Here is a 24719-nt window from a genome sequence, read left to right as displayed (position 1 = left end):
TCTAAATCACTACTCGGCATTCGACCATGGTAGCGGGCCGAAACTTTTTGAAATCACTACACTGCCCACCTTGCTTCCGTAGCCTGAGATAACAATTCATGTACCGTGATCGTATCCGCTTGCCTTCGTTGTTGAACAAGGTCATGAGCGCGGCTGACGCCGCCGCATTGATCGAGGACGGCATGACCGTCGGCATGAGCGGCTTCACCCGAGCCGGTGAAGCCAAGGCCGTCCCACACGCCCTGGCCGAGCGCGCCAAGACGTCGCCGCTGAAAATCACCCTGATGACCGGCGCCAGCCTGGGTAATGACCTGGACAAACAACTGACCGAAGCCGGTGTACTGTCGCGACGCATGCCGTTCCAGGTCGACAGCACCCTGCGCAAGGCAATCAATGCCGGCGAAGTCATGTTTATCGACCAACATCTGTCGGAAACCGTCGAGCAGCTGCGCAACAACCAGCTCAAGCTGCCGGACATTGCTGTGATCGAGGCCGTGGCGATCACCGAGCAAGGGCATATTGTGCCCACTACCTCCGTTGGTAACTCGGCCAGCTTCGCGATTTTCGCCAAGCAGGTGATCATCGAGATCAACCTGGCGCACAACCCGAACCTGGAAGGGTTGCACGACATCTATATCCCGACCTACCGGCCGACTCGCACGCCGATCCCCCTGGTGAAGGTCGATGACCGCATCGGCAGCACCGCGATTCCCATCCCGCCGGAAAAGATTGTCGCCATTGTCATCACCAACCAAGCGGACTCGGCTTCTACGGTTACGCCTCCCGACAGCGACACTCAAGGGATCGCCAATCACTTGATCCACTTCCTCAAGCAGGAAGTGGAGGCCGGACGCATGACCAACAAGCTCGGCCCGCTGCAGGCCGGTATCGGGAACATCGCGAACGCGGTGATGTGCGGCTTGATTGATTCGCCGTTCGAAGACCTGACCATGTATTCCGAAGTGCTGCAGGACTCGACCTTCGACCTGATCGACGCCGGCAAGCTGAGCTTTGCCTCGGGCAGCTCGATCACGCTGTCGGAGCGGCGCAATGCCGACGTGTTCGGCAACCTGGAGCACTACAAGGACAAGCTGGTGCTGCGCCCACAGGAAATCTCCAACCACCCCGAAGTGGTGCGTCGACTGGGCATTATCGGGATCAACACTGCGCTGGAGTTCGACATCTACGGCAACGTCAACTCCACCCATATCTGCGGCACCCGCATGATGAACGGCATCGGCGGCTCAGGCGATTTTGCACGTAACGCGCATCTGGCGATCTTCGTTACCAAATCAATTGCAAAGGGCGGCGCAATTTCCAGCGTGGTGCCGATGGTCAGCCATGTGGACCATACCGAGCATGATGTCGACATCCTTGTGACCGAAATCGGCCTGGCTGACTTGCGTGGCCTGGCGCCACGGGAGCGCGCCCGCGTGATCATCGACAACTGTGTACACCCGGCGTACCGCGATGCGCTGAACAGTTACTTCACCGAAGCCTGTGCCATCGGCGGGCACACGCCCCACATCCTGCGCGAAGCACTGAGTTGGCACATCAACCTGGAAGAAACCGGGCATATGCTCAAGGCTTGATTGATACAGATCCGAGCTGATGCAAACACAGTTTCATCAGCTCGGCGGCATCACCGCCACTTCCTGCAAAAACTGTACTTCTGTACCGGTCATTTTCAACAAATAAATCCCACATCAACCCTCGCAGATGCCTATTTCGCACCACTTCAGTGCAGACAGGTACAGTTGCCCCATTTCCGTACAGTACAGCACCCATAAACAGTTAACTGGCCCCTCACAATACAGGTGAACTGTATCTAGAGAGTCTTGCGCCGGAAGAGGATCATTGGCATCAGTTAAACCACTACCTAATCCCGCCATAAGCGGAAGGATGTCATCATGGAACGTACACTCAGTTCCGAACTGTTCTTCGAAGAGAAAGCTGTAAACACCCAGGCTTCCATGCCTCTGCGCGTTCTTGCCAACCTGATGTTGTGGCAGCGCCGTATCTCCAGCCGCCACCAACTGGCTCGTCTGGATTCGCGTCTGCTGGCTGACGCCGGTATCAGCGAAGCTCAACGCTACGAAGAGCTCAGCAAGCCGTTCTGGCGCTAATTTGCGCTCGCTGGCCCTGACCCACCGGGTCCACTGCCAGCACTGATTTGTTAAGACAAAGCCCGCCCCGGGAGACCGGAGGCGGGCTTTGTTGTTTTCGTCGTATGGATTTACAGCGATGGATTCAGTCGAACCAGTACAGTTTTCAAAGTAACACCTATAATAGGTACAGTCAGTCAGTTCACACAAAACCTACCCGAACTGACAAGCCCCGGCCTAATATCCAGTCTAAAGCCACCTTTACATTCATCTACAGGAGTCACCCCATGCCCCGTCTTCGCCTGCTTAGTGCCGCCGCCCTGTTGGTCCTGGCCGCCAACGCCAATGCCACCAGCTTCATCGTGACCACCGACTCCATCGTCGGCGCACTGAAGGCCACGTCCGACGCCACCTCCGATGCCACTTCGTCCCTGCGCGATAACAAGGTTGTGCGCGCCGCCCGTGACGACGCCGCCAGCTTTGTTGCCAGCGAAGGCGCCATCCGTGGTGTGAAGCTGGAAAGCGCCCTGGCACAGATCCGCCAACAAGCCCCACAACTGAACACAGCGACTGACGCACAGCTGGCCCAGGCCATCCTGGCTATTTAATCGCAACGAAAATCAGGGGAGCGCCAGCCGCTCCCGAATGCCTCGGCGCTGGCTCTCGCCCGGGCATTGCGCTAGCCTTGGCGCTCGCTTTCAGTTGTCGAGTCCCATGGCTTTTTCATACCGCCTGTTAATTGTCCCTGTCGTGTTTTTCGCCGGTTGGTCGCCAGTGGCTTCGGCCTTTGACCTGACCATCCAGAGCACCGTCGCGAGCGCGTATGCCACCAGCAAGGTGACCTCCGCACCGTTCGACCGCAAAGTAGTAGTGGCCGCCCAGGATGACGCTGCCGCGTTCATCGCCACTGACGGCCAATGGCGGGGGGCACGGCTGGAATCGGCATTGGATTACCTGCGCCGGACCCAACCAAAACTTCATGCGAGCGACCTTGAACTGGCGCAGGCAATTCTCGTCCAATAATCATCTTTGTATTTCCATCTTTGTATTCGGAGTTCTTTCATGCGTAGCCCGCTGATCGCCGCCACCCTAGGCTTGCTGTTGTTGGCCGACGTTGCACAGGCACAAACCCTGGTGGCCACCAGTAACATCATTGTTCGCGCCTCCGGCCGCACCATTGATTTCACTTCGGACACCACCACCTCTATCCGTGACTCCAAAGTCGTGCGCGAAGCCCACGATGACGCCGCCAGCTTCGTCGCCACCCACGGCGAAATCCGTGGCGCCCAGTTGGAAGCCGCCTTCGACACCCTGCGCACCCGCCTGCCGGAAGCCCGCGACGCCAGCGACCAGACCCTCGCCGAAGCCATCCTCGCTCTGTGAGGCGCCTCACTGCCTGGCTCCTGGCCGGGACTGTGCTGCTGTGTGCCAGCGCAGCCCAGGCCAGCCTGCAACTGCGGCTCAAGACAGACGGCTTGAGCCCGGCCGAACAGCAGGCCAGCCAGGCATTGCTCGATGAAGCGATGCGCTCACTGCCGCCGCGCTTTATCGAGCAGCTGGACCGGCGCATTGATGTCGGCTGGACCGACAAGATGCCCGAGAATGCCTATGGCCAGGCCTCGCTGGTGTCCGAGCTGGACCTCAACCGCAACCTGCTCGCCAGCCTGACCGATGGCAGCGCCGCCACCCAGAAAACCAATCGTCCTCATGGCACCGTGCGCCGGGAAATGCTTGCCACCGTGCTGCATGAACTGACCCATATCTATGACCGTGCACGCCTGTGGTCCAAGGACGAGCGCGCACTGATCCAGCGTTGCAGCCGCCAGAACAACATCACCGGCCTGATCGGCCTGCCCGATCAATGCCGTGGCCAGAATGAGCGCCGCTTCACCCTCAGCGATGACCCACGCCTGCTGGACCTCGCCGGCTGGCCGCAGTACGTCGGTCGGCGTGGTGAGCGCGAGCAGCACAACCGCCAAATCGTGCGCAGCCCGGACATCTACGAAACCACCAGCCCGCTGGAATTCGTCGCGGTCAACATGGAGTATTTCCTCCTAGACCCAAGCTACGCCTGCCGACGCCCGGCACTGTTCCGCTATTACCAGCAACACTTCGGCTGGGCGCCGCCTGAACAGGACGCCTGCGCCAAGGCCTACCCGTTCCTCAATGCCGGTAACGACTTCGCCAAGACACCGCTGGGCCATGTGGACCCGGAGCGCGTCTACGAGATCGACTACCTGCTCGCCGAAGCCAACCAGAACCTGGTCAGCCGCTGGGGCCACAGCATGTTGCGCCTGGTGATCTGCGCTCCGGGCCGCCCCCGTGGCCCGGATTGCCGGCTGGATCTTGACCAGCATCTGGTCTTGTCCTACCGCGCATTTGTCGGCGACGTACAACTGTCGAGCTGGGATGGGCTGGTGGGCAAGTACCCGTCACGGCTGTTCGTGTTGCCCTTGGCCCAAGTCATCGACGAATACACCAAGACCGAACTGCGCGGGCTGGCCTCCGTGCCATTGAAGCTCTCACGCCAAGAGATCAACGACACCGTCGAACACGCCGCAGAAATGCACTGGAGCTACGACGGCAGTTACTTCTTCCTGTCCAATAACTGCGCGGTCGAAAGCCTGAAGCTTTTACGCAGCGGCAGCGCCAACCCGCAATTGACCGGCCTTGACAACATCACCCCCAACGGCCTGCTGGAAGTGCTGCAAGCCCGGGGCCTGGCCGATACCAGCGTGCTGGACAACAAACGCGAAGCGCTGCGCCTGGGCTATCACTTCGACTCGTTCCGCGAGCGTTACCAGGCGATGTTCGACGTGCTGCGCAAACACCTGCCGATCAAACAAACCCAGGTTGAAGACTGGCTATCGTTGAGTGCCGCCGAACGCCGCCCATGGTTCGACCAAGCCGATCTGCGCACCAGCGCCGCGTTGCTGCTGCTGGAACAAGCCAGCTTTCGCAAGCAATTGATGCTGGCCCAGGATGAGGTCAAACAACGCTACCTTGGGGCCCGCGAGCTGAAAAACGGCGGCATGGAAAAAGCCAACGCCACACTGCAACAGATCCTCGCCAACAGTGGCTTCCTCAGCCGACCAGCCGAATTGCTGGGTAGCGGCGGTTACGGCCTGCCACAACCGTCGGAAGCCAAGCGTCTGGAATCGGAAAGCGCCGAACGCCAGAAACAACTGCAGTCGCTGACCGGCGAGCTGGATAAAGAGGTGAGGGCGCTGCTGGAGCCTTCCCGCGCCGCCGAGATCGCCGCGTGCGAGGCCAACCTCAAGCAGGTAGGTGAGCACCTGCGCAAACTGCACAAGGCAGCCGGCGGCCTTGAGCTGCCTTGAAGCAGCCGAGATAAACACAGTTCAAATGTGGGAGGGGGCTTGCCCCCTCCCACATTTGAACTGTGTATTCCTGTAGACCGTGCGTCTTTTCCACATCACCTGTTTGGCCAACGAAAGCTGGCTGAAAGCTTTCACGTCTAGGATCGCTTTCACTGCCGGCAAAAGACCGGCTGTTTACAACAACAATGGTGATTCCCGATGTCCGCCCGTACCCGCCTGTTCGCCCCAACTCCCCCCGTACGCTTCGTGCCTTTCGTTCTGCGCTGAATCCACCCCGGTTCGCCATTCCCTAGCCGCGCTACGCCTGGAGTATTCCTATGCTGACTTTCCTTGGCTTTGCCATGGTCATCACGTTCATGTTCCTGATCATGACCAAGCGCCTGTCCGCGCTGATCGCCTTGATCATTGTGCCGATCCTGTTCGCCCTGTTTGGTGGCTTTGCACCAGAGATCGGCCCGATGATGCTTGCGGGCATCACCAAGCTTGCGCCGACCGGCGTGATGCTGATGTTCGCCATTCTCTACTTCGCCTTGATGATCGACTCCGGCCTGTTCGACCCGGCCGTGCGCAAAATCCTCAAGATGGTCAAAGGCGACCCGCTGAAGGTTTCGGTCGGCACCGCCGTATTGGCCTTGGTCGTGTCCCTGGACGGTGACGGCGCCACCACCTACATGATCTGCGTGGCCGCCATGCTACCGCTGTACCAGCGCATTGGCATGAGCCCGCGGATCATGGCCGGCTTGATCATTCTCGCCGGTGGCGTGATGAATATGACCCCTTGGGGTGGCCCGACCGCCCGCGCCGCCAGTGCGCTGCACGTGGACCCTTCGGATATTTTCGTACCAATGATCCCAGCCATGGCCGCCGGCGTCGTCGCGATCCTGGTGATCGCCTACATGTACGGCAAGCGCGAGCGTGCGCGCCTGGGTGAACTGCACCTGCAGGGCGACGAGATCGACCACAGCGAAATCAGCGTGTCGCAATTCCCCGACGCGCGCCGTCCGAAGCTGATCTGGTTCAACGGCGCCCTGACCCTGGCCCTGATGTGCACACTGATCGCCGGCCTGCTGCCGCTGCCGGTGCTGTTCATGGTGGCGTTCAGTATCGCGATGATCGTCAACTACCCATGCCTGCAACAGCAGAAAGACCGCGTCGCCGCCCATGCTGGCAGCGTACTCGCGGTGGTGGGGTTGATCTTCGCTGCGGGTATCTTCACCGGCATCCTGTCGGGTACCGGCATGGTCGATGCCATGTCCAAGAGCCTGCTGGCAGTCATCCCTGACGCCCTGGGCCCGTACCTGGCGGTGATCACGGCGCTGGTGAGCATGCCGTTTACCTTCTTCATGTCCAACGATGCGTTCTACTATGGCGTGCTGCCGGTGCTGGCCGAAGCCGCCAGCCACTACGGCATCACCGCCGTGGAGATGGCCCGCGCCTCCATCGTTGGCCAACCGGTGCACTTGCTCAGCCCGTTGGTACCGTCGACCTACTTGCTGGTGGCCCTGGCCGGTATCGAATTTGGCGATCACCAGCGCTTCACCCTGAAGTGGGCAGTGCTGGTGTGCCTGTGCATAATGTTCGCTGCATTGCTGATGGGGATTTTTCCGCTGTTCAGCACTCTATAATCGTACAACCCAACTGCGCCGGCCCTACGCCGGTGCGGTCTAACACACGCTCAAAGGAATACACATGGAATGGCTGACCAATCCGGAAATCTGGATTGCCTTCTTCACCCTGACGGCCCTGGAGATCGTCCTGGGCATCGATAACATCATCATGATTTCGATCCTGGTCAGCCGCATGCCCAAGCATATGCAGGCCCGCACCCGGATCTTCGGCCTGGCGCTGGCCATGGTCACGCGTATCCTGCTGCTGCTGTCGATCACCTGGGTCATGCAACTCACCGCCGACCTGTTCGTGGTGTTTGGCCAAGGCATTTCCGGTCGCGATCTGATTCTGTTCTTCGGTGGTCTGTTCCTGCTGTGGAAAAGCTCCCAAGAGATGTACCACGCCCTGGAAGGTGAAGACGAATCCCACGACGAGCCGAAAGGCGCCGGTGGCAAGTTCATCTACACCATCATCCAGATCGCGATCATCGACATCGTGTTCTCCCTGGACTCGGTGATCACGGCTGTCGGCATGGTCTCCCATGTACCGGTCATGGTTGCCGCCATCGTGGTTGCCGTCCTGGTGATGATGCTGGCTGCTGGCACCATCAGCGAATTCATCGACAAGCACCCGTCGCTGAAAATGCTGGCGCTGTCGTTCCTGCTGGTGGTGGGTACCGTGCTGATCGCCGAGTCCTTCGATGTGCACGTGCCAAAAGGCTACGTCTACTTCGCCATGGCGTTCTCGCTGGCAGTAGAAGCGGTGAACATCAAGATGCGCACCGCCATCGCGAAAAAGAAGAAGCAGCAGGATCCCGTGAAACTGCGCAAGGACATCCCGGGTCAATAACCCGAGCCAGTCGAGAAAACGGGGCGCTTGCGTCCCGTTTTTTTCATCCGCACAAAGCTGACTTCATGACAGTTTTGTTTCAATCCCCACTTTAGCTATGCGATGCTGGCGCAGAGCCCATTCGCCAACTACAGCTTAAGTACAAGACGTAGAGCGGCACGCGGCAATTTTCCTTCGCTCCTGTTGGAGCACACCTACACGGGGGGCCGAGCATGCTGACCTTGCTCAATCTGCTTTCCGCCGTGACCCTGCTTATCTGGGGCACGCACATCGTCCGTACCGGCATCCTGCGGGTCTACGGCTCCAATTTGCGTCAGGTCATCGGGCATAACATGTCCAAGCGCTGGCTTGCGTTTGTCGCCGGTATCCTGGTGACAGCCATGGTCCAGAGCAGCAACGCCACCGCTATGCTGGTGACCTCATTTGTCGGCCAGGGCCTGATGGGGCTGATGCCCGCCCTGGCGACCATGCTCGGCGCCGACGTCGGTACCGCGCTGATGGCGCGGGTCCTGACCTTGGACTTGTCCTGGCTGTCACCGCTGCTGATCTTCCTCGGCGTTATTTTCTTTCTGTCACGCAAACAGACGCGGGCAGGGCAGTTGGGGCGGGTGGGGATTGGCCTCGGGCTGATCATCCTCGCGCTGCAACTGATCGTCGAAGCCGCCGGGCCGATTACCCATGCCCAGGGCGTCAAAGTGATCTTCGCTTCGCTGACTGGCGACATCCTGCTCGACGCCCTGGTCGGCGCCTTGTTCGCGATGATTTCCTACTCCAGCTTGGCTGCCGTCCTACTGACGGCCACCCTGGCCGGTGCCGGTGTGATCGGCCTGCACGTGGCCATCGGCCTGGTGATCGGTGCCAACATCGGCAGCGGCGTGCTGGCCTTCCTCAGCACCAGCATGCAAAACGCCGCCGGGCGCCAGGTGGCCCTCGGCAGCCTGTTGTACAAGCTGATCGGCCTGCTGCTGATCATTCCGGTGCTCGACCCCCTCGTGCGCTGGATGGATGATTTGGACTACAGCACCCAAGGCATGGTCATCACCTTCCACCTGCTCTACAACGTCAGCCGCTGCCTGATCCTGCTACCGACCATCGGCCCAATGGCGCGTCTATGCGCGTGGCTGCTGCCCGAACGAGAAGACTCCAACGGCAAGGCCAAACCCCGTCATCTGGACCTCACGGCCCTCACCACGCCCAGCCTGGCACTGGCCAATGCCGCACGCGAAACCCTGCGCCTGGGCGACCTGATCGACAACATGCTCACCTCTATGCTGGAAGTACTGCGTGGCAAGCAAACCGCCATCACCCAGGAGATGCGCAGTCTCAGCGATGACGTCGAAGCGCTCTACAGCGCGATCAAACTCTACCTGGCACAAATGCCCCGCGAAGACCTCAGCGAACAGGACAGCCGCCGCTGGGCCGAAATCATTGAGCTGTCGATCAACCTGAAGCTCGCCGGCGACCTGATCGAACGCATGCTGCGCAAAGTCCAGCAGCAGAAAACCTCCCAGCGCCGCCAGTTTTCTGAAGTCGGCCTGGAAGAACTCACCGGACTGCACAGCCAATTGATCGCCAACCTGCGACTGGGCCTTTCGGTGTTCCTCAGCGCCGACCCGGAAAGCGCGCGTCAATTGCTGCGTGAGAAACGCCGCTTTCGCGCCCAGGAACGCCGCCTGGCCCACGCCCACGTGAGTCGCCTGCAACGCAAAATCGTACAAAGCCTGGAGACCAGTTCCCTGCACTTGGAGCTGATTGCCGACATGAAACGCCTCAACTCGTTGTTTTGCAGCAGTGCGTATGTAGTGTTGGAAACGTCCGACACTGGCGCGCTCTCGGCCGAAGATATTGCCGACATCACGCATTCGCCCTGAACGTACGATGGCCCGTGAAGTCAGTTAAAGCTGACCTCACTCGCCAGGAAGCCAGTTATGCGTCGCCTGTTATTTGCCTGCCTGCTCATGGGTTCTGCCCACGCCTTTGCCTTTGATCGCCTGCAAGTCGAGGGCTACACCTTGCCCAACGGCCTGCAATTGCTGCTCAAACCGGGTACCGAACGTGGGCACGTGGCGATCCGGCTGGTAGTCGGCGTAGGCCTGGATGACTTCGCCTGTGAGGAAAAGGAACTGCCGCACTTGCTCGAACACTTGCTGTTCAGTGGCATCGACGGCGGCGGCGAAGGCGACCTCGAAGAGCGCATGCAGGCCCTGGGCGGCGAGTGGAACGCCTACACCAGCAATGCCGACACCACCTTCGTGATCGAGGCCCCCGCGCACAACCAGCGCAAGGTGCTCGACCTGTTGCTGGCGATCATCACCCGCACTGAACTGACCGACGCCAATATCGATGCGGCCAAAAAAGTCGTCGAACGCGAAGACGGTGGCCATTACTCGCGCCTGCAACGCCTGCTGGATCGTCAAGACCTCGGCCACACCGCCAGCAATCAACTGGCCGTGGAGCTGGGCCTCAAATGCGCCGAGCGCGCCGAAGTCGAGCACTTGACCCGCGACCAACTGCAGACACTGCGCAAAAACTGGTACGCCCCCAACAACATGACGCTGATCGTCGTCGGCGAACTCGACAAACTGCTGCCGGCCTACCTGGAACGCACCTACGGCGAACTCGATCCGGTGGACCCCACCGAGCACCGGCCCCTGCCGGACATCCAGCACACCGCCCTCGGCCACCGCGACCTGATCCACGGCTGGGTGGGTAACGGCGCCAAACTGCACTGGCTGTTCCCCGAACCGACGCTGGACGACCAGCACGATGAAACCTACGACCTGCTCAAGGACTACCTCGACTGGGCGCTGTATCGCCAACTGCGCCTCAAGCACGGTTTGTCCTACGGCCCCTGGAGCGAACGTGAAGTGCTCGGCGGCGTCGGTTTCCTCAGCCTGAATGCCGACCTTGAGCGGGAAAACCTCCCCGAAGCCGAACAGGTGCTGCACGACCTCACCGCGCAATTGCTCAAGGACGGTCTGGATCCGGCCACCTTCGCCCGCCTGCAACAAGCCGCCATCGCCCGGCAAGCCTGGGCCGTGCAGGGCAACAGCGCCTTGGCCGACTACTATTGGGCAGCCGCGGCGGACTACGACAAGGGCCGCTTCAGCGATCCGGCCAAACGCATCAAGGCCGTCAACCTGGATCAGGCCAACCAGGCCCTGCGCCAAGTGCTCAAGCAGCCAGGCTACTGGCGCGTCGAAAAACCGCTGCTGAGCTACGACATGCTCAACTGGATTGGCGCCGGCGTGCTCGGCCTGATCGCCATTGTGTTGATCGGCGTGCGGGTTTATCGCAAACGGATCACGTAATCGGGCACCGGACACCAGGCTAAGACGTTATTCTGTCTGGGATTTTTTCCTACAAAGACTGCGAACCGCCGAATGCAAAACGTGACCCGTTTAATCACCCGCATCCTCGAACTGATGAAGCGCTACCCAGGGGTGATTGCACTCGGGGGCTTCATTTCGGGTGTGTGCAGCTTCATTTTGGTGGACCGCCAACAGGGCATGGCCAGTTGGATCGCGGTCATCATGCTGGTGAGCTGGCTGTGGCTGATGTTGGAGAACAGCTTCACCCAGCTGTTTACCAAGGTGTTCAAGCGGGAAATTCCCGAACCGCTGCTGCGCTACGCCACCCAGATGATCCATCAGGAAAGTCTGTTCTTCGTGCTGCCGTTCTTTTTCGTCACCACGGCGTGGAACAGCGGCCAATCGGTGTTTACCGGCCTGCTCGGCGCGGCGGCACTGGTGTCGATCATCGACCCGCTGTACTACAAATGGCTGGCGCCCAAACGCTCGCTGTTCCTGGCGCTGCACACCCTGACGCTGTTTGCCGCACTGCTCACCGCGCTGCCGATCATCCTGCACCTGACCACCGCCGAGAGTTACAAACTTGCCCTCGGCGTGGCCATGGCGTTGTCGATTCCAAGCCTGGCGGTGAGCATGCCGCTGCGCAGCCTCAAGGGTTGGGCGATGCTGCTGGGCGTAACGGCCGCGATTGGTTGCGCAGGTTGGTTCCTACGCAGTTGGGTACCACCGGCCACCCTGTGGATGACCGAAGTGGCCATCAGCACCCAGTTACAAGACCGCACGCCAGGCGATGACCTCAAGGAAGTCACCGCCGCCCAACTGCGCAGTAGCGGGCTCTACGCCTACACCGCGATCAACGCGCCACGCGGGCTGAATGAGCGGATCTACCACGTGTGGAAATTCAACGGCAAAGAGGTCGACCGCATCGCCCTGGACATCCACGGCGGGCGCAAGGAAGGCTATCGCGCCTGGACCCACAAGCAGAACTTCCCGCCCGATGCGGTAGGACGCTGGCAGGTTCGGGTACTGACCGAAGATGGGCAGGTGATCGGCGTGCTGCGTTTCAAAGTGACTGACGCAGCACAAACGGACAACCCGAAGTAGGCGGTATCGTGCTATTACGTAGGAATTGTGGATAGCCAATACAAGCTTGGAGCTTATGACCAGTAGTCCCACGGCCGGCGCCGCCCACCTCGACACCTCCACCACCCCTCCGTTACTGCGGATTACGGGGGACTGGACGCTGGCCCACTACGCCAACCTGAAGAAGCTGTCGGACAAACTCGACGGCCAATACGACGCCGGTGCCCGCATCGACCTCAATGGTCTCGGCGCCCTGGATACCGCCGGCGCCTCGCTACTGGTGGAGTTACTGGGCCCAACCCGCATCGAGCAATCCGCCGAGCAGACCGATTGCAGCCTGTCCGCTGCCGACCGTGCCTTGCTCAAGACCGTCTACCGCTCCCTCAATGACTTTTGCGTACCGGAAAAAGCGCCGGAAGAGGCTGCCGGTATCCAAGTGCTGGCCCGCATCGGCCGTGCGGTGGATACCGTCTGGCAGGACAGCAAGCAACTGTTGGGCTTCGTTGGCCTGATCCTCGAAACCTTTGCCCGCGGCATTTTGCGCCCCAAGCGCTGGCGCCTGACGCCGATGGTTGCCCATCTCGAACAGGTCGGCCTCGATGCCGCACCCATTGTGGCGTTGCTGACCTTTCTGGTCGGTGCCGTGGTGGCGTTTCTAGGCGCCACGGTACTCAAAAGCTTCGGCGCGACGATTTTTACCGTGGACTTGGTGGCGTTTTCCTTCCTGCGCGAATTCGGCGTGTTGCTCACCGCGATCCTGATCGCCGGCCGCACCGCCAGTGCCTTCACCGCGCAGATCGGCTCGATGAAGGCCAACGAAGAAATCGACGCGATCCGAACTCTCGGCCTGGACCCGATGGAACTGCTGGTATTGCCCCGCGTACTCGCGCTGCTGGTGGCGCTGCCAATGCTGACCTTTTTGGCGATGCTCTCGGGGATCGTCGGTGGCGGCGTGGTGTGTGCCGTGGCGCTGGATATTTCGCCGGCGATGTTCCTCTCGCTGCTGCAGTCGGACATCGGCGTGCAGCATTTTCTGGTGGGCATGGCGAAAGCGCCGATCTTCGCCTTCCTGATCGCGGCCATTGGCTGCCTTGAAGGGTTCAAGGTCAGCGGCAGTGCCGAATCGGTCGGCGCCCACACCACCTCCAGCGTGGTGCAATCGATCTTTGTGGTGATCGTGCTGGACGCGGTCGCCGCGCTGTTTTTCATGGAGATGGGCTGGTGAGTCGCTTACACCGTGCACCCGCTGAGGCGGTGATCGAGGTGCGTGGGCTGTGCAATCGGTTCGGCAGCCAGAGCGTGCACGAGAATCTCGACCTGGACTTGTACAAGGGCGAAATCCTCGCCGTGGTTGGCGGCTCCGGCAGCGGCAAGTCGGTGCTGTTGCGCAGCATCGTCGGCCTGCGCCGGCCCAGCGAAGGCCAAGTGCGGGTGTTCGGCAAGAACCTGCCGAGCCTGTCGGAGCATGAGCGTTCGCTGGTAGAGCGGCGCTTTGGCGTGCTGTTCCAGAAGGGCGCGCTGTTTTCCTCGCTGACCGTGACCGAGAACGTCGCGCTGCCGCTGATCGAGCACGCTGGTCTCAGCCGCCGCGACGCCGAGCACCTGGCGGCGGTCAAACTGGCCTTGGCCGGGCTGCCGCTGTCGGCGGCCGACAAATACCCTGCGTCGCTGTCTGGCGGCATGATCAAGCGCGCCGCACTGGCCCGCGCCCTGGCGCTGGACCCGGACATCCTGTTCCTCGACGAACCCACCGCCGGCCTCGACCCGATTGGCGCAGCGCAATTCGACCAACTGATCCTGACCTTGCGTGATGCACTGGGCCTGAGCGTGTTCCTGGTCACCCATGACCTGGACACGCTGTACACCATCACCGACCGTGTGGCGGTGCTGGCGCAGAAGAAAGTGCTGGTGGCGGACGCCATCGATATCGTCTCGGAAACGGACGACGCCTGGATTCACGAATACTTCCACGGCCCCCGGGGCCGCGCGGCATTGGATGCCGCTCAACCGCTCAACGAGGTATGACATGGAAACCCGAGCCCATCATGTGATGATCGGACTGTTCAGCGTGATCGTAGTGGTCGGCGCGATGCTGTTTGGCCTGTGGCTGGCCAAATCCAGCGTCGACAGCGCCTTCCAGGATTACGAAGTGATCTTCAACGAAGCGGTCAGCGGCCTGTCCCAGGGCAGCTCGGTGCAATACAGCGGGATCAAGGTGGGCGACGTGATCAGCCTGAGCCTGGACCCCAACGACCCGCGCCGCGTACTCGCACGTATCCGCTTGGCCGGGCAGACGCCGATCAAGGAGGACACCCAGGCCAAACTCGCGCTGACCGGCATCACCGGTACGTCGATCATCCAGCTCAGCGGCGGCACGCCCCAAAGTGCGGTGCTCAAGGGCAAGGACGGCAACCTGCCGCAGATTATCGCCTCGCCATCGCCCATCGCGCGGTTGCTCAATAACAGCAATGACTTGATGACCGGTATCAACGTGCTGCTGCACAACGCCAACAACATGTTCTCCTCGGAGAACGTCGAGCGTTTGAGCAAAACCCTGGACAACCTGCAGCAAACCACCGGCGCCATTGCCGACCAGCGCGGCGACATCAAAGTGGTGATGCAACAACTGATGCAGGTGAGCAAACAGGCCAGCGCGGCGCTGGAGCAGACCACCGTGCTGATGCGCAATGCCAATGGTTTGCTCAATGATCAAGGCAAGCAAGCCTTCGGCAGTGCCGAACAGGCGATGAAATCCCTGGAGCAAAGCACCGCCACCATCAATACCTTGCTGACCAATAACAAGGACTCGGTGAACAGCGGCATGCAGGGCCTCAACGAACTGGCGCCGGCCGTGCGCGAACTGCGCGAAACCCTCGGTTCGCTGCGCGCCATCTCCCGCCGCCTGGAAGCCAATCCCAGCGGTTACCTGCTGGGCAGTGACAAGAACAAGGAGTTCACGCCATGAAGCGTGCTTATCAAATGATCGCGCCTGTGGCGCTGGCACTGGTGAGCGCCTGCTCGATCCTGCCCAAGGCCGACCCGTCGGACGTGTACCGCCTGGCCTCGGCCCAGGCGACGACCCAAAGCACGCCGGTGAGCTGGTCGCTACGGCTGAGCAAACCACAAACCAGCGAGTTCCTCGACAGCCCACGCATCGCCGTGGTGCCCAATGGCGACCTGATCAGCAGCTACGCCAACTCGCGCTGGAGCGACCCCGCGCCGGTGCTGTTGCGTAATCGCCTGCTGGACGGCTTCCAGCGTGATGGCCGGGTGACGCTGTTGAGCACCGACGACACCAATCTGCAGGCCGACTATGAGCTGGGCGGGCAATTGCAGGCGTTTCAGAGCGAGTACCGGGGCAGCGCGGTGGAGGTGATGATCCGCCTCGACGCACGCTTGGTGCGGGGGAGTGATCAGCGGATCATTGCCAGCCGGCGCTTTGAAGTGCGCCAGCCGGTGACTGACATCAAAGTACCGGCGGTGGTGGCAGGGTTTGGGTTGGCGGGGGATCAGCTGAATAAGCAGGTGGTGGACTGGGTGGTGCAGCAGGGCAGCGGTGTTGCGAAACGCTGAGGGCCTCATCGGGGGCAAGCCCCCTCCCACATTTTGAATGTGTTCACAGATCAACATGTGGGAGGGGGCTTGCCCCCGTTAGCACTCTAAACCTTAACCAAAGAACCAGTAGCACACCGCAATCGCCGCCACGACACCGGCAAACTCCGCCAGCAACGCACACCCCACCGCATGCCGCGCCCGCTGAATGCCCACCGAACCGAAGTACACCGCCAACACATAAAAGGTGGTTTCCGTACTGCCCTGGATCGTCGCCGCGACCAGTGCCGGGAAGCTGTCCACGCCCTGGGTTTGCATGGTCTCGATCAGCATTGCCCGCGCGGCGCTGCCGGAGAACGGCTTGACCATCGCGGTCGGCAACGCATCGACGAAGCGCGTGTCCATGCCGGTCCATGCCACCACGTGGCGAATGCCTTCCAGGCCGAACTCAAGGGCTCCCGAAGCACGCAGCACGCCGACGGCACAGAGCATCGCGACCAAGTAAGGCAGCAGGTTCCTGGCCACGTCGAAGCCTTCTTTGGCGCCTTCGACAAACGCTTCGTACACCTTCACCTTGCGCAGCGCACCGATCACCAGGAACAGCATGATCAGGCCAAACAATGTGAGATTGCCGAGGATCGACGACAAACCGGCCAGCGCGGTGGCGGACAGGGTTGCCAGTAACGCCATAAAGCCACCCAGCACCAGCGCACCCGGAATCAGGTAAGCCAGCACCACCGGGTCCCACAGCCGCAGGCGCTGCATCACCGCCACCGAAAGCAGGCCCACCAGGGTGGACGCGCTGGTGGCCAACAGGATCGGCAGGAACACCAGCGTCGGGTCGGCAGCGCCTTGCTGGGCGCGGTACATAAAGATGGTCACCGGCAGCAGCGTCAGCGACGAGGCGTTGAGCACCAGGAAGAGGATCTGCGCGTTACTCGCCGTGCTGGGGATGGGGTTGAGTTCCTGCAACGCCTTCATGGCCTTCAGGCCGATAGGCGTCGCGGCATTGTCCAGGCCCAGGCCGTTGGCGGCGAAGTTGAGGGTGATCAAACCGATGGCCGGGTGGCCGGCGGGCACTTCCGGCATCAGGCGGCGGAACAGCGGGCCAAGGGCCTTGGCCAGCCAATCGACAATCCCGGCCTTCTCGGCAATGCGCAAGAAGCCCAGCCACAGCGTCAGGGTGCCGAACAGCAGCACCATCACTTCCACCGACAGCTTGGCCATGGCGAAAATGCTTTCGACCATCGCTGCAAAAATCCCGGCGTTACCGCCCACCAGCCATTGCGCCAGTGCTGACACCATTGCCACGACAAAAAAGCCAAGCCACAGGCCATTGAGCATCAGTTGAATCCCCCGAAAGATGGGGCGAATGATAGCGGGGCTGGCAGAAACGACAAACCCCGGATTTACCGGGGTTTGTCTTCAAGCTGTCCTACGATCAGCCGCGAGTGGCTTGGGCCGTCGGCAGGGCTTGCTTGGTGCGCCAGTGTGGCAGCGAGTTCCAGTAGCGCTCGCCCTTGGCGTCGTCGTACATGCCTTCCCAACGGGAGATGACCAATACCGCCAGCGCGTTACCGATCACGTTGAGGGCGGTACGCGCCATGTCCATGATGCGGTCCACACCGGCGATGAACGCCAGGCCTTCCAGCGGAATACCGACGCTGCCCAAGGTGGCCAGCAGTACCACAAAGGACACGCCCGGCACGCCGGCGATGCCTTTGGAGGTGACCATCAGGGTCAGCACCAGCATCAGCTGCTGGCCGATCGACAGGTCGATGCCATACAGCTGGGCGATAAAGATTGCCGCGATGCTCTGGTACAGGGTCGAACCGTCGAGGTTGAACGAGTAACCGGTCGGCACCACGAAGCTGCAGATCGCTTTCGGCGCGCCGTAGGCTTCCATCTTCTCGATCACACGCGGCAGCACGGTTTCAGAGCTGGCGGTGGAGTAGGCCAGTACCAGCTCATCCTTGAAGATGCGCATCAGCTTGAGGATCGAGAAGCCGAACAGACGGGCGATCAGGCCCAATACTGCAAAAGCGAAGAACAGGATGGCGACGTAAACCAGGATCACCAGCTTGGCCAGCGGCAGCAAGGAGGCGAAGCCGAAGTTGGCCACCGTCACCGCGATCAGTGCGAATACGCCGATTGGCGCGTACTTCATGATCATGTGGGTGACTTTGAACATGCTCTCGGACACGCCCTGGAACATGGTCACCAGCGGCTCGCGCAGCTCCGGTTTGAGACTCGACAGGCCCAGGCCGAACAGCACCGAGAAGAAGATGATCGGCAGCATTTCGCCACGGGCGACGGCGGCGAAGATGTTCGACGGGATCAGGTTGAGGATGGTTTCGATGAACGCATGCTCATGCTGCACTTCGGCGGCGGTCGCCTGGTACTTGGAGATATCCACCGTACCCAGGGTGCTCATGTCGATGCCCGCGCCCGGGTGAAACAGGTTGGCCAGCAACAGGCCGACCACAATGGCGATGGTGGTGACAACTTCGAAGTAAAGGATGGTTTTGACGCCGATGCGGCCGAGCTTTTTCGCGTCACCGACACCGGCAATGCCGACGATCAGCGAGGAAATCACAATCGGGATCACGATCATCTTGATCAGGCGGATAAAGATATCGCCCGCCGGCTGCAATACGTTGCTGATCCACCAGGCCTTTTCAGCACTGAAATGGTTGAGCACTGCACCGATTGCAATCCCCAGCACCAACCCGATGAGGATCTGCCAGGCGAGGCTTAGCTTTGCCTTCTTCATGTCATTACCCTTACTTCAAGTGAACTTAAGGCAAATGCGCCAGCTGGACCGCTCGAAAGCGAAAAAGTGTGTGCATCTGCCTCCATGAAAGGTCACCGCAGCGTGGCCGAAATGGCTTACTGGCAGGCGAAAAAAGGCGCAACTATTCCGACGCAACGGAGCGACGTCTAATGCCGTAAACGCCTACCCTATGCCGAATCGGCATGACTTTTTTTCATAATAACTGTCCGAACGGTCAGTTCAAATGCGACATTTTGTCAGGTGAATATGCCGTGAACCGGCCAATTCAGGCTCGCGCAGAGATTCTGCACGTGTTTGGTGCATTGGCAGGAATGCCGGGGAATTCGGTGGGATTGCGTAAGAATTGTCCTATAGACCCAACAAAACTTTCTCGATAGATGGTCGTCTCGACATACCAAGTAATGGTTGGAAACGAGCAAAAAGAAAATTAGCGGCTATGGGTGGCATAAAAGGCATGGATGAGCGTCATAAGCCCGCCGCAAGTTCAGCAAGCCTTCAGCTTGTGAACCTGCGTCGCAGCTTTTCGCCTGACCCGGCCCTTGCGCAGGTACTCCCTGTACCCGTAGGTCACGCCGATCTCATTTGATCAGAGCAACCCGGCCCCTTGGTCATGCACCGCCCTTGGGGAGCGGCACAAACAGAAAGAAGCGTGCTTGCTTCTTCCTATGGATGCTGGCCCCGTTGACGACTAACGCCGTCAGACGGCACCTAGTACCAATTCGGATCTTTCTTCAACTGCTCCATCAGCAGCTTCTGCATGCCTTCATCCGGCTTACCGATAAAGCGGTAGTCGGCGTGACGCGTTGGCGATTTGTCTGCCGGCAGACCGGCGGGGACTTCAACCAACATGGCGTAGGCATCTTCCTTGTCGAGGCTGAAGGCGACGATCAAGCGCTTGCTCTTGCAGGTCTCTGCGGTTTCACAAAGCGGCCCGACCAAATACTGGTCACCCCCCTCTTCCACGGCATTCATCTGCTCGGCCGTGCCCGACAGATTCATCACCCATTCCGGCAGGCGTTCTTCTTTTTTCACCACGTCTTGCCAAGTCTCGCGGTACTGCGGGTCCGCGGTCAGCAATTGGTTGGCCCGGGATTGGCCGTCATTGGCGGCCATCGCCAGGCCGCTGCCGCCCAAGATCAGGGCGGCAGCCATGGCTTTAAAGCACAGAGTGGTCATATTCAGCCTCGGCCGCGACGACCAAAGAAGAACGAAGCGATGAACATCACCAGAAAGACTACGAACAGGATCTTGGCGATCCCCGTGGCGGTGCCCGCGATACCACCGAAGCCCAGAACTGCAGCCACAATGGCGATGATCAGAAATGTGATTGCCCAACTCAACATGGTGATTCTCCTTACGCTTCGATAGAGGTAACAGCGGTGATACCGTACGGACGTTCAACACAAACGACCGCATTTGTTGCCTAGAACACCCAGCGCTCTTGGGTTGGCAGCTCGCCCAGGGTCGAATCCTGGTCAGCCACTCTCAATTGGGGTGCGGTTACATCAGCAGCACTACCGACGGTACGGCTGCCAATGGAACTGAAATGGGTCTGGGTCGTTACCGGACGTTCGAACTGCGGGACTTGTTGCTGACTCTGCTGCCAATGCTGCATCTGCTGGCCGGCAATCAGCGTGACCATCACGGCCAAGCTGGCAAACATGCCTTGCTGCAAGCGCAGCGGCGATACACGCATTTGGCTGAGGGTTTGGCGAGTCATGCTGATGTTCTCCCGCATTCTGATTATTCGTTGGGAGAGGTATTGCAGAGCGCATGCCAGCTTTTTATCAAAATAAAAATCAATAAAATCAGCAAGTTACGCAATAAGCGTTTGACTCGGATGCAGCATCCTGCACGATGCCCTCCGAAGGGCCGTGCGAAATGCACGATGACCAGCAGTCGGATCAAAGGATCGAAAGCGACGGTGAGGTTGCCGAAGTGGCAAGACGGCATGAAAACGCCACTAGGCGGGGCTTTGTAGGAAGAGAAGCAGATACCTGCACGGCAATGCCTTTTATCAATCAGAATAAACCATGCAACTTGCCCGATTATTCCGGGACTAAGCACCATCACTCATAGTTAAGGAGCGCGGGACAGATGGAATCAGCCAAGGAACTTCAAGGCCGCATTCTTTTAGTGGATGACGAGTCCGCGATCCTCCGCACCTTCCGTTATTGCCTGGAAGATGAAGGCTACACCGTCGCCACCGCCAACAGCGCCGCCCAGGCCGATGCCCTGATGCAACGCCAGGTGTTCGACCTGTGCTTCCTGGACCTGCGCCTTGGCGAAGACAACGGCTTGGACGTGCTGGCCCAAATGCGCATCCAGGCGCCGTGGATGCGCGTGGTGATTGTCACCGCTCATTCCGCTGTCGACACCGCCGTGGACGCGATCCAGGCCGGCGCCGCTGATTACCTGGTCAAGCCTTGCAGCCCCGATCAACTGCGCCTCGCTACGGCTAAGCAGTTGGAAGTGCGCCAGCTCTCCGCACGCCTAGAGGCATTGGAAGGCGCGGTGCGCCAGCCCAAGGACGGCCTCGACTCCCATAGCCCATCGATGATGGTCGTGCTCGAAACTGCGCGCCAAGTGGCCGGGACCGACGCCAACATCCTTATCCTCGGCGAGTCCGGCACCGGTAAAGGTGAACTGGCCCGCGCCATTCACGGCTGGAGCAAGCGCGCAAAGAAATCCTGCGTGACCATCAACTGCCCGTCGCTGACGGCCGAACTGATGGAAAGCGAGCTGTTCGGTCATAGCCGTGGCGCCTTCACCGGCGCCAGTGAGAGCACCTTGGGCCGGGTCAACCAGGCCGACGGCGGCACGCTGTTTCTTGATGAGATCGGCGACTTTCCCCTCACGTTGCAACCCAAGTTGCTCCGTTTCATTCAGGACAAGGAATACGAGCGCGTGGGCGACCCGGTGACCCGTCGCGCCGACGTGCGCATCCTCGCCGCCACCAACCTGAACCTGGAAGACATGGTGCGCGACGGGCGTTTCCGTGAAGACTTGCTGTACCGCCTCAACGTCATCACCCTGCATCTGCCACCGCTGCGTGAGCGCAGTGAAGACATCCTGACGCTGGCCGACCGCTTCCTGGCGCGCTTCGTCAAGGAATACGCCCGCCCGGCGCGGGGTTTCAGTGATCAAGCGCGTGAAGCGCTGCTCAACTATCGCTGGCCCGGCAACATCCGTGAGCTGCGCAACGTGGTGGAACGCGCGAGCATCATCTGCCCGCAGGAAAAGGTCGAGGTCGTCCACCTCGGCATGGCCGAGCAACCGACCAACAACGCCCCGCGCATTGGTGCGGCGTTGAGCCTGGACGAGCTGGAAAAAGCCCATATCGGCGCAGTCCTGGCCACCAGCGACACCCTGGACCAGGCGGCACGTACCCTCGGCATCGACGCGTCGACCCTGTACCGCAAACGCAAACAGTACAACCTGTGAGCTGCACCCTATGAAGCTAGCGATGAAGCTGCGCACTCGGCTGTTCCTGAGCATCTCGGCGCTGATCACCGTCGCCTTGCTGGGCCTGATCCTGGGCCTCGTCAGCGTGATGCAGATGGCCAAGACCCAGGAATCGCTGATTCGCAGCAACTTCGTCACCCTGGATCTGGGCCTGAAACTGCGCCAGAGCCTGGGCGACCAGTTGATCATGATGCTGGAACAACGCCCCGACCCCGAGGCGCTGCAAACCTCCAAAAAGCGTTACTTCGACTTGCTGGACGAAGGAATCGCCCACGAGCAGCGCGATGGCCGTGGCAACGGTTTCAGCCAGGCGCGCCGCCAGTACCAAGACTTGCTTGAAGCGTTCGACCAATCCCAGCAAGCGTCGCCGCCGCCAGACAGCAAGCAAAAACTCACCGAAACCTTCAATGTGCTGCGCAACGGGCTGATTGCAGAACATAAACAAGCGCTGGAAAACATCAGCGCCAGCGAGCACAAATCCCGCGAGCGCGCCTTGTTGGTCGCGGGTTTGCTGGGGTTGGTGGGGCTTGCGGTGCTGATCATCGGATTTGTCACGGCTCACGGTATCGCCCGGCGGTTTGGCGGACCGATTGAAGCGCTGGCCAAAGCGGCGGACAAGATCGGCCAAGGCGATTTCGAAGTCACGCTGCCGATCTCTTCAGCGGCAGAAATGAACTTGCTGACCCGCCGCTTCGGTCTCATGGCCGAAGCGGTGCGCCAGCATCAGGCGACCAATGTTGACGAACTGCTGGCCGGCCAGCAGCGCCTGCAAGCCGTGCTCGACAGCATCGACGATGGCCTGCTGATGATTGACCGCCAAGGCCGCTTGGAGCACCTCAACCCCGTCGCGCAGCGCCAGTTGGGCTGGGACGAGGAACGCCTCGGCCAAGGCCTTGGCGAAGCGCTGATGCGCCCGGAGCTGGATGAGCAGCTACAACTGGTGCTGCGCGGCGGCAACCTGGAGCGGGCGCCGGACGATCTGGAAGTGGAAGTCGAGGGCGAGCTGCGCCTGCTGACCTACAGCCTCACACCGGTCAGCCATACCGAAGGGCATATCCTCGGCGCCGTGATGGTGCTGCACGACGTCACCGAACAGCGCGCCTTCGAACGGGTACGCAGCGAATTCGTCCTGCGCGCCTCTCATGAACTGCGCACGCCGGTGACCGGTATGCACATGGCATTCGGCCTGTTCCGCGAACGTGCGAAGTTTCCGGCGGAGTCCCGCGAAGCGGACCTGCTGGATACGGTCAATGAAGAAATGCAGCGCCTGATGCAGTTGATCAACGACTTGCTCAACTTTTCGCGTTACCAGAACGGCCTGCAGAAACTTACCCTGGGGCCGTGCGACGTGACCGATCTGCTCGAACATGCTCGTGCACGCTTTGTGGAGCCCGCCAACGCGCAGCGGATCGAGTTACTGGTAGAAGTCCAATCCGGCCTGCCGCGGCTGTATGCCGACCAGGCGCAACTGGAGCGCGTGCTCGACAACCTGCTGGGCAATGCCTTGCGCCACACCGCCGACGGCGGGCAGATTCATCTGCAGGCGCGGCGCCATGGCGAGCGGGTCATCATCAGTGTCGAAGACAACGGCGAAGGCATCGCGTATGGCCAGCAAGGGCGCATTTTCGAACCCTTCGTCCAGGTGGGCCGCAAGAAGGGCGGCGCCGGCCTGGGGCTCGCGCTGTGCAAAGAGATCGTGCAATTGCACGGCGGCCGCATGGGCGTGTATTCGCGGCCGGGGCAGGGCACACAGTTCTACATGGCGTTGCCGCTTTAAAACTTAGCGCCGGTTGAGGACACGCAGGATGGCGGCACTTTCGGCATCCGGCTCACCGACGAACAGGGAAGGCCGGAAACGCATCTGGAACGCCGCGATCACGTGGCGCGTTGCGACATCCAGTTCGCCGGTCTGGGGCGTCGGATAACCCAGCAGCGCCAGCTCTTCCTGAAACCAGGCAATGCTCGGCAGTTGCGCAGCATATTGCACCTGGAAACGCGCAACGGCCTGGGCATCCGGCCATACACCCAGACCCTCATCTGCCAGGCGCTTCCAGGGGAACAACGGCCCCGGATCCAGTTTGCGCAGCGGTGCTATATCGCTGTGACCGATGATGTTCTTGGGATCGATGCCATTGCGCTTGCTGATGTCCTTGAGCAACACCACCAGCGATTTCACCTGGGCCTCGGAGTACGGGTACCACAGGCGGCCTGTGGGCGTGTCCTTGTAGCCAGGGTTTACAATTTCGATCCCGATGGAGCTGGAATTGAGCCACGTACGCCCCATCCACTCGCTTTCTCCCGCGTGCCAGGCGCGCTGGCTTTCGTCCACCAGCTTGTAGATGGTAGCGGAGGCGTCGTCGCCGATCAGGTAATGCGCGCTGACCTCGCCATGGGTCAGCAAGGCCAGGGATCGCTCAAGATTGGTGGAGGTGTAGTGGACGACCACGAACTGCACACGGTTGTCGTGGTTCGCCGAAGGGTGGCTGGTGTCCAGGCGGGGACCGCTGGCGCAGCCGGCGAGCAGGAGAAACACAAAGGCGAAGTACAGGGATTTCATGGCGGTAGGCGGTACGCTGAAGACGATAATGCAACAGTGTAACGTACCGTCCGT

The 24719-nt window shown here is 60.6% G+C and carries 23 protein-coding genes; 17 read left to right on the top strand and 6 right to left on the bottom strand.

Annotated features, from left to right (window positions below):
- The first annotated feature begins 98 nt into the window (after positions 1–98).
- From AOA60_RS22130 to AOA60_RS22060, 15 genes are all read left to right on the top strand, one after another.
- On the top strand, positions 99–1592 hold the full coding sequence (locus tag AOA60_RS22130) for an acetyl-CoA hydrolase/transferase family protein (RefSeq protein ID WP_099586229.1): 1494 nt from the start codon (positions 99–101) through the stop codon (positions 1590–1592).
- A 318-nt stretch (positions 1593–1910) separates the two neighbouring features.
- A complete protein-coding gene (locus AOA60_RS22125) occupies positions 1911–2126 on the top strand; it encodes a DUF1127 domain-containing protein (RefSeq protein WP_032885015.1) in 216 nt (71 codons plus the stop codon).
- Between the two features lie 266 nt (positions 2127–2392).
- The gene (locus tag AOA60_RS22120; RefSeq protein ID WP_099586228.1) at positions 2393–2713 is read left to right on the top strand and encodes a DUF2388 domain-containing protein; all 321 of its coding nucleotides are present in this window, start codon (positions 2393–2395) and stop codon (positions 2711–2713) included.
- Positions 2714–2819: 106 nt separating this feature from the next.
- Entirely contained in the window at positions 2820–3128 is a 309-nt protein-coding gene (locus AOA60_RS22115; RefSeq protein ID WP_099586227.1) for a DUF2388 domain-containing protein, read from the top strand.
- Positions 3129–3167: 39 nt separating this feature from the next.
- Entirely contained in the window at positions 3168–3488 is a 321-nt protein-coding gene (locus AOA60_RS22110; protein WP_099586226.1) for a DUF2388 domain-containing protein, read from the top strand.
- Complete coding sequence (locus AOA60_RS22105) at positions 3485–5446, top strand: DUF4105 domain-containing protein (RefSeq protein WP_099586225.1); 1962 nt, start codon at positions 3485–3487, stop codon at positions 5444–5446. Before AOA60_RS22110 ends, AOA60_RS22105 begins: the two co-directional genes overlap by 4 nt.
- Before the next feature lie 317 nt (positions 5447–5763).
- Entirely contained in the window at positions 5764–7071 is a 1308-nt protein-coding gene (locus AOA60_RS22100; RefSeq protein WP_099586224.1) for a CitMHS family transporter, read from the top strand.
- A 64-nt stretch (positions 7072–7135) separates the two neighbouring features.
- Complete coding sequence (locus AOA60_RS22095) at positions 7136–7903, top strand: TerC family protein (protein WP_099586223.1); 768 nt, start codon at positions 7136–7138, stop codon at positions 7901–7903.
- Between the two features lie 212 nt (positions 7904–8115).
- Positions 8116–9774: a Na/Pi cotransporter family protein gene (locus AOA60_RS22090; protein ID WP_099586222.1), complete on the top strand. Its 1659-nt coding sequence runs from the start codon at positions 8116–8118 to the stop codon at positions 9772–9774.
- Between the two features lie 57 nt (positions 9775–9831).
- Complete coding sequence (locus tag AOA60_RS22085) at positions 9832–11214, top strand: pitrilysin family protein (protein ID WP_099586221.1); 1383 nt, start codon at positions 9832–9834, stop codon at positions 11212–11214.
- Between the two features lie 72 nt (positions 11215–11286).
- Positions 11287–12318: a DUF5924 family protein gene (locus tag AOA60_RS22080; RefSeq protein ID WP_099586220.1), complete on the top strand. Its 1032-nt coding sequence runs from the start codon at positions 11287–11289 to the stop codon at positions 12316–12318.
- A gap of 55 nt (positions 12319–12373) precedes the next feature.
- On the top strand, positions 12374–13522 hold the full coding sequence (locus tag AOA60_RS22075; RefSeq protein ID WP_099586219.1) for an ABC transporter permease: 1149 nt from the start codon (positions 12374–12376) through the stop codon (positions 13520–13522).
- Positions 13519–14322, top strand: coding sequence for an ABC transporter ATP-binding protein (locus AOA60_RS22070; protein WP_099586218.1), 804 nt, complete (start codon positions 13519–13521; stop codon positions 14320–14322). Before AOA60_RS22075 ends, AOA60_RS22070 begins: the two co-directional genes overlap by 4 nt.
- 1 nt (position 14323) lies before the next feature.
- Complete coding sequence (locus AOA60_RS22065) at positions 14324–15262, top strand: MlaD family protein (RefSeq protein WP_099586217.1); 939 nt, start codon at positions 14324–14326, stop codon at positions 15260–15262.
- Positions 15259–15870, top strand: coding sequence for an ABC-type transport auxiliary lipoprotein family protein (locus AOA60_RS22060; protein WP_099586216.1), 612 nt, complete (start codon positions 15259–15261; stop codon positions 15868–15870). Before AOA60_RS22065 ends, AOA60_RS22060 begins: the two co-directional genes overlap by 4 nt.
- Positions 15871–15963: 93 nt before the next feature.
- Here the strand turns inward: AOA60_RS22060 and AOA60_RS22055 are convergent, their stop codons facing one another.
- The 5 genes from AOA60_RS22055 to AOA60_RS22035 all read right to left on the bottom strand — a co-directional run bounded on the left by AOA60_RS22055 (position 15964) and on the right by AOA60_RS22035 (position 20363).
- Positions 15964–17193, bottom strand: coding sequence for a nucleoside recognition domain-containing protein (locus tag AOA60_RS22055; RefSeq protein WP_099586215.1), 1230 nt, complete (start codon positions 17191–17193; stop codon positions 15964–15966).
- A 97-nt stretch (positions 17194–17290) separates the two neighbouring features.
- Positions 17291–18622, bottom strand: a complete 1332-nt coding sequence (gene gltP, locus AOA60_RS22050) for a glutamate/aspartate:proton symporter GltP (RefSeq protein WP_099586214.1) — start codon at positions 18620–18622, stop codon at positions 17291–17293.
- A gap of 729 nt (positions 18623–19351) precedes the next feature.
- The gene (locus AOA60_RS22045) at positions 19352–19819 is read right to left on the bottom strand and encodes an inhibitor of vertebrate lysozyme family protein (protein WP_099586213.1); all 468 of its coding nucleotides are present in this window, start codon (positions 19817–19819) and stop codon (positions 19352–19354) included.
- A 2-nt stretch (positions 19820–19821) separates the two neighbouring features.
- Positions 19822–19986 (bottom strand): DUF1328 domain-containing protein, encoded by a 165-nt coding sequence (locus AOA60_RS22040; protein WP_003170804.1) that lies wholly within the window; start codon positions 19984–19986, stop codon positions 19822–19824.
- A gap of 80 nt (positions 19987–20066) precedes the next feature.
- Positions 20067–20363 (bottom strand): hypothetical protein, encoded by a 297-nt coding sequence (locus tag AOA60_RS22035; RefSeq protein WP_099586251.1) that lies wholly within the window; start codon positions 20361–20363, stop codon positions 20067–20069.
- 377 nt (positions 20364–20740) lie between these two features.
- Between AOA60_RS22035 and algB the strand changes: the two genes are divergently transcribed.
- Both algB and AOA60_RS22025 read left to right on the top strand, forming a co-directional pair.
- On the top strand, positions 20741–22087 hold the full coding sequence (gene algB / locus AOA60_RS22030; protein ID WP_099586212.1) for a sigma-54-dependent response regulator transcription factor AlgB: 1347 nt from the start codon (positions 20741–20743) through the stop codon (positions 22085–22087).
- A 10-nt stretch (positions 22088–22097) separates the two neighbouring features.
- Positions 22098–23885, top strand: a complete 1788-nt coding sequence (locus tag AOA60_RS22025) for an ATP-binding protein (RefSeq protein ID WP_099586211.1) — start codon at positions 22098–22100, stop codon at positions 23883–23885.
- Between the two features lie 3 nt (positions 23886–23888).
- On the opposite strand, the gene AOA60_RS22020 is transcribed toward AOA60_RS22025, so the two are convergent.
- The gene (locus AOA60_RS22020) at positions 23889–24665 is read right to left on the bottom strand and encodes an N-acetylmuramoyl-L-alanine amidase (RefSeq protein ID WP_099586210.1); all 777 of its coding nucleotides are present in this window, start codon (positions 24663–24665) and stop codon (positions 23889–23891) included.
- Positions 24666–24719: the final 54 nt, after the last annotated feature.

It is taken from the genome of Pseudomonas sp. 2822-17 (assembly GCF_002742485.1).
Taxonomy (GTDB): Bacteria; Pseudomonadota; Gammaproteobacteria; order Pseudomonadales; family Pseudomonadaceae; genus Aquipseudomonas; species Aquipseudomonas cyclaminis.
This window is presented reverse-complemented; position numbering and strand designations above follow the sequence as displayed.

Excerpts from the sequence above, each read along its gene's own strand:
- AOA60_RS22130 (WP_099586229.1), top strand. The coding sequence starts at position 99 with ATGTACCGTGATCGTATCCGCTTGCCTTCGTTGTTGAACAAGGTCATG.
- AOA60_RS22125 (WP_032885015.1), top strand. The coding sequence starts at position 1,911 with ATGGAACGTACACTCAGTTCCGAACTGTTCTTCGAAGAGAAAGCTGTA.
- AOA60_RS22120 (WP_099586228.1), top strand. The coding sequence starts at position 2,393 with ATGCCCCGTCTTCGCCTGCTTAGTGCCGCCGCCCTGTTGGTCCTGGCC.
- AOA60_RS22115 (WP_099586227.1), top strand. The coding sequence starts at position 2,820 with ATGGCTTTTTCATACCGCCTGTTAATTGTCCCTGTCGTGTTTTTCGCC.
- AOA60_RS22110 (WP_099586226.1), top strand. The coding sequence starts at position 3,168 with ATGCGTAGCCCGCTGATCGCCGCCACCCTAGGCTTGCTGTTGTTGGCC.
- AOA60_RS22100 (WP_099586224.1), top strand. The coding sequence starts at position 5,764 with ATGCTGACTTTCCTTGGCTTTGCCATGGTCATCACGTTCATGTTCCTG.
- AOA60_RS22095 (WP_099586223.1), top strand. The coding sequence starts at position 7,136 with ATGGAATGGCTGACCAATCCGGAAATCTGGATTGCCTTCTTCACCCTG.
- AOA60_RS22090 (WP_099586222.1), top strand. The coding sequence starts at position 8,116 with ATGCTGACCTTGCTCAATCTGCTTTCCGCCGTGACCCTGCTTATCTGG.
- AOA60_RS22085 (WP_099586221.1), top strand. The coding sequence starts at position 9,832 with ATGCGTCGCCTGTTATTTGCCTGCCTGCTCATGGGTTCTGCCCACGCC.
- AOA60_RS22080 (WP_099586220.1), top strand. The coding sequence starts at position 11,287 with ATGCAAAACGTGACCCGTTTAATCACCCGCATCCTCGAACTGATGAAG.
- AOA60_RS22075 (WP_099586219.1), top strand. The coding sequence starts at position 12,374 with ATGACCAGTAGTCCCACGGCCGGCGCCGCCCACCTCGACACCTCCACC.
- AOA60_RS22065 (WP_099586217.1), top strand. The coding sequence starts at position 14,324 with ATGGAAACCCGAGCCCATCATGTGATGATCGGACTGTTCAGCGTGATC.
- AOA60_RS22060 (WP_099586216.1), top strand. The coding sequence starts at position 15,259 with ATGAAGCGTGCTTATCAAATGATCGCGCCTGTGGCGCTGGCACTGGTG.
- AOA60_RS22055 (WP_099586215.1), bottom strand. The coding sequence starts at position 17,193 with ATGCTCAATGGCCTGTGGCTTGGCTTTTTTGTCGTGGCAATGGTGTCA.
- gltP (WP_099586214.1), bottom strand. The coding sequence starts at position 18,622 with ATGAAGAAGGCAAAGCTAAGCCTCGCCTGGCAGATCCTCATCGGGTTG.
- AOA60_RS22045 (WP_099586213.1), bottom strand. The coding sequence starts at position 19,819 with ATGACCACTCTGTGCTTTAAAGCCATGGCTGCCGCCCTGATCTTGGGC.
- AOA60_RS22040 (WP_003170804.1), bottom strand. The coding sequence starts at position 19,986 with ATGTTGAGTTGGGCAATCACATTTCTGATCATCGCCATTGTGGCTGCA.
- AOA60_RS22035 (WP_099586251.1), bottom strand. The coding sequence starts at position 20,363 with ATGACTCGCCAAACCCTCAGCCAAATGCGTGTATCGCCGCTGCGCTTG.
- algB (WP_099586212.1), top strand. The coding sequence starts at position 20,741 with ATGGAATCAGCCAAGGAACTTCAAGGCCGCATTCTTTTAGTGGATGAC.
- AOA60_RS22025 (WP_099586211.1), top strand. The coding sequence starts at position 22,098 with ATGAAGCTAGCGATGAAGCTGCGCACTCGGCTGTTCCTGAGCATCTCG.
- AOA60_RS22020 (WP_099586210.1), bottom strand. The coding sequence starts at position 24,665 with ATGAAATCCCTGTACTTCGCCTTTGTGTTTCTCCTGCTCGCCGGCTGC.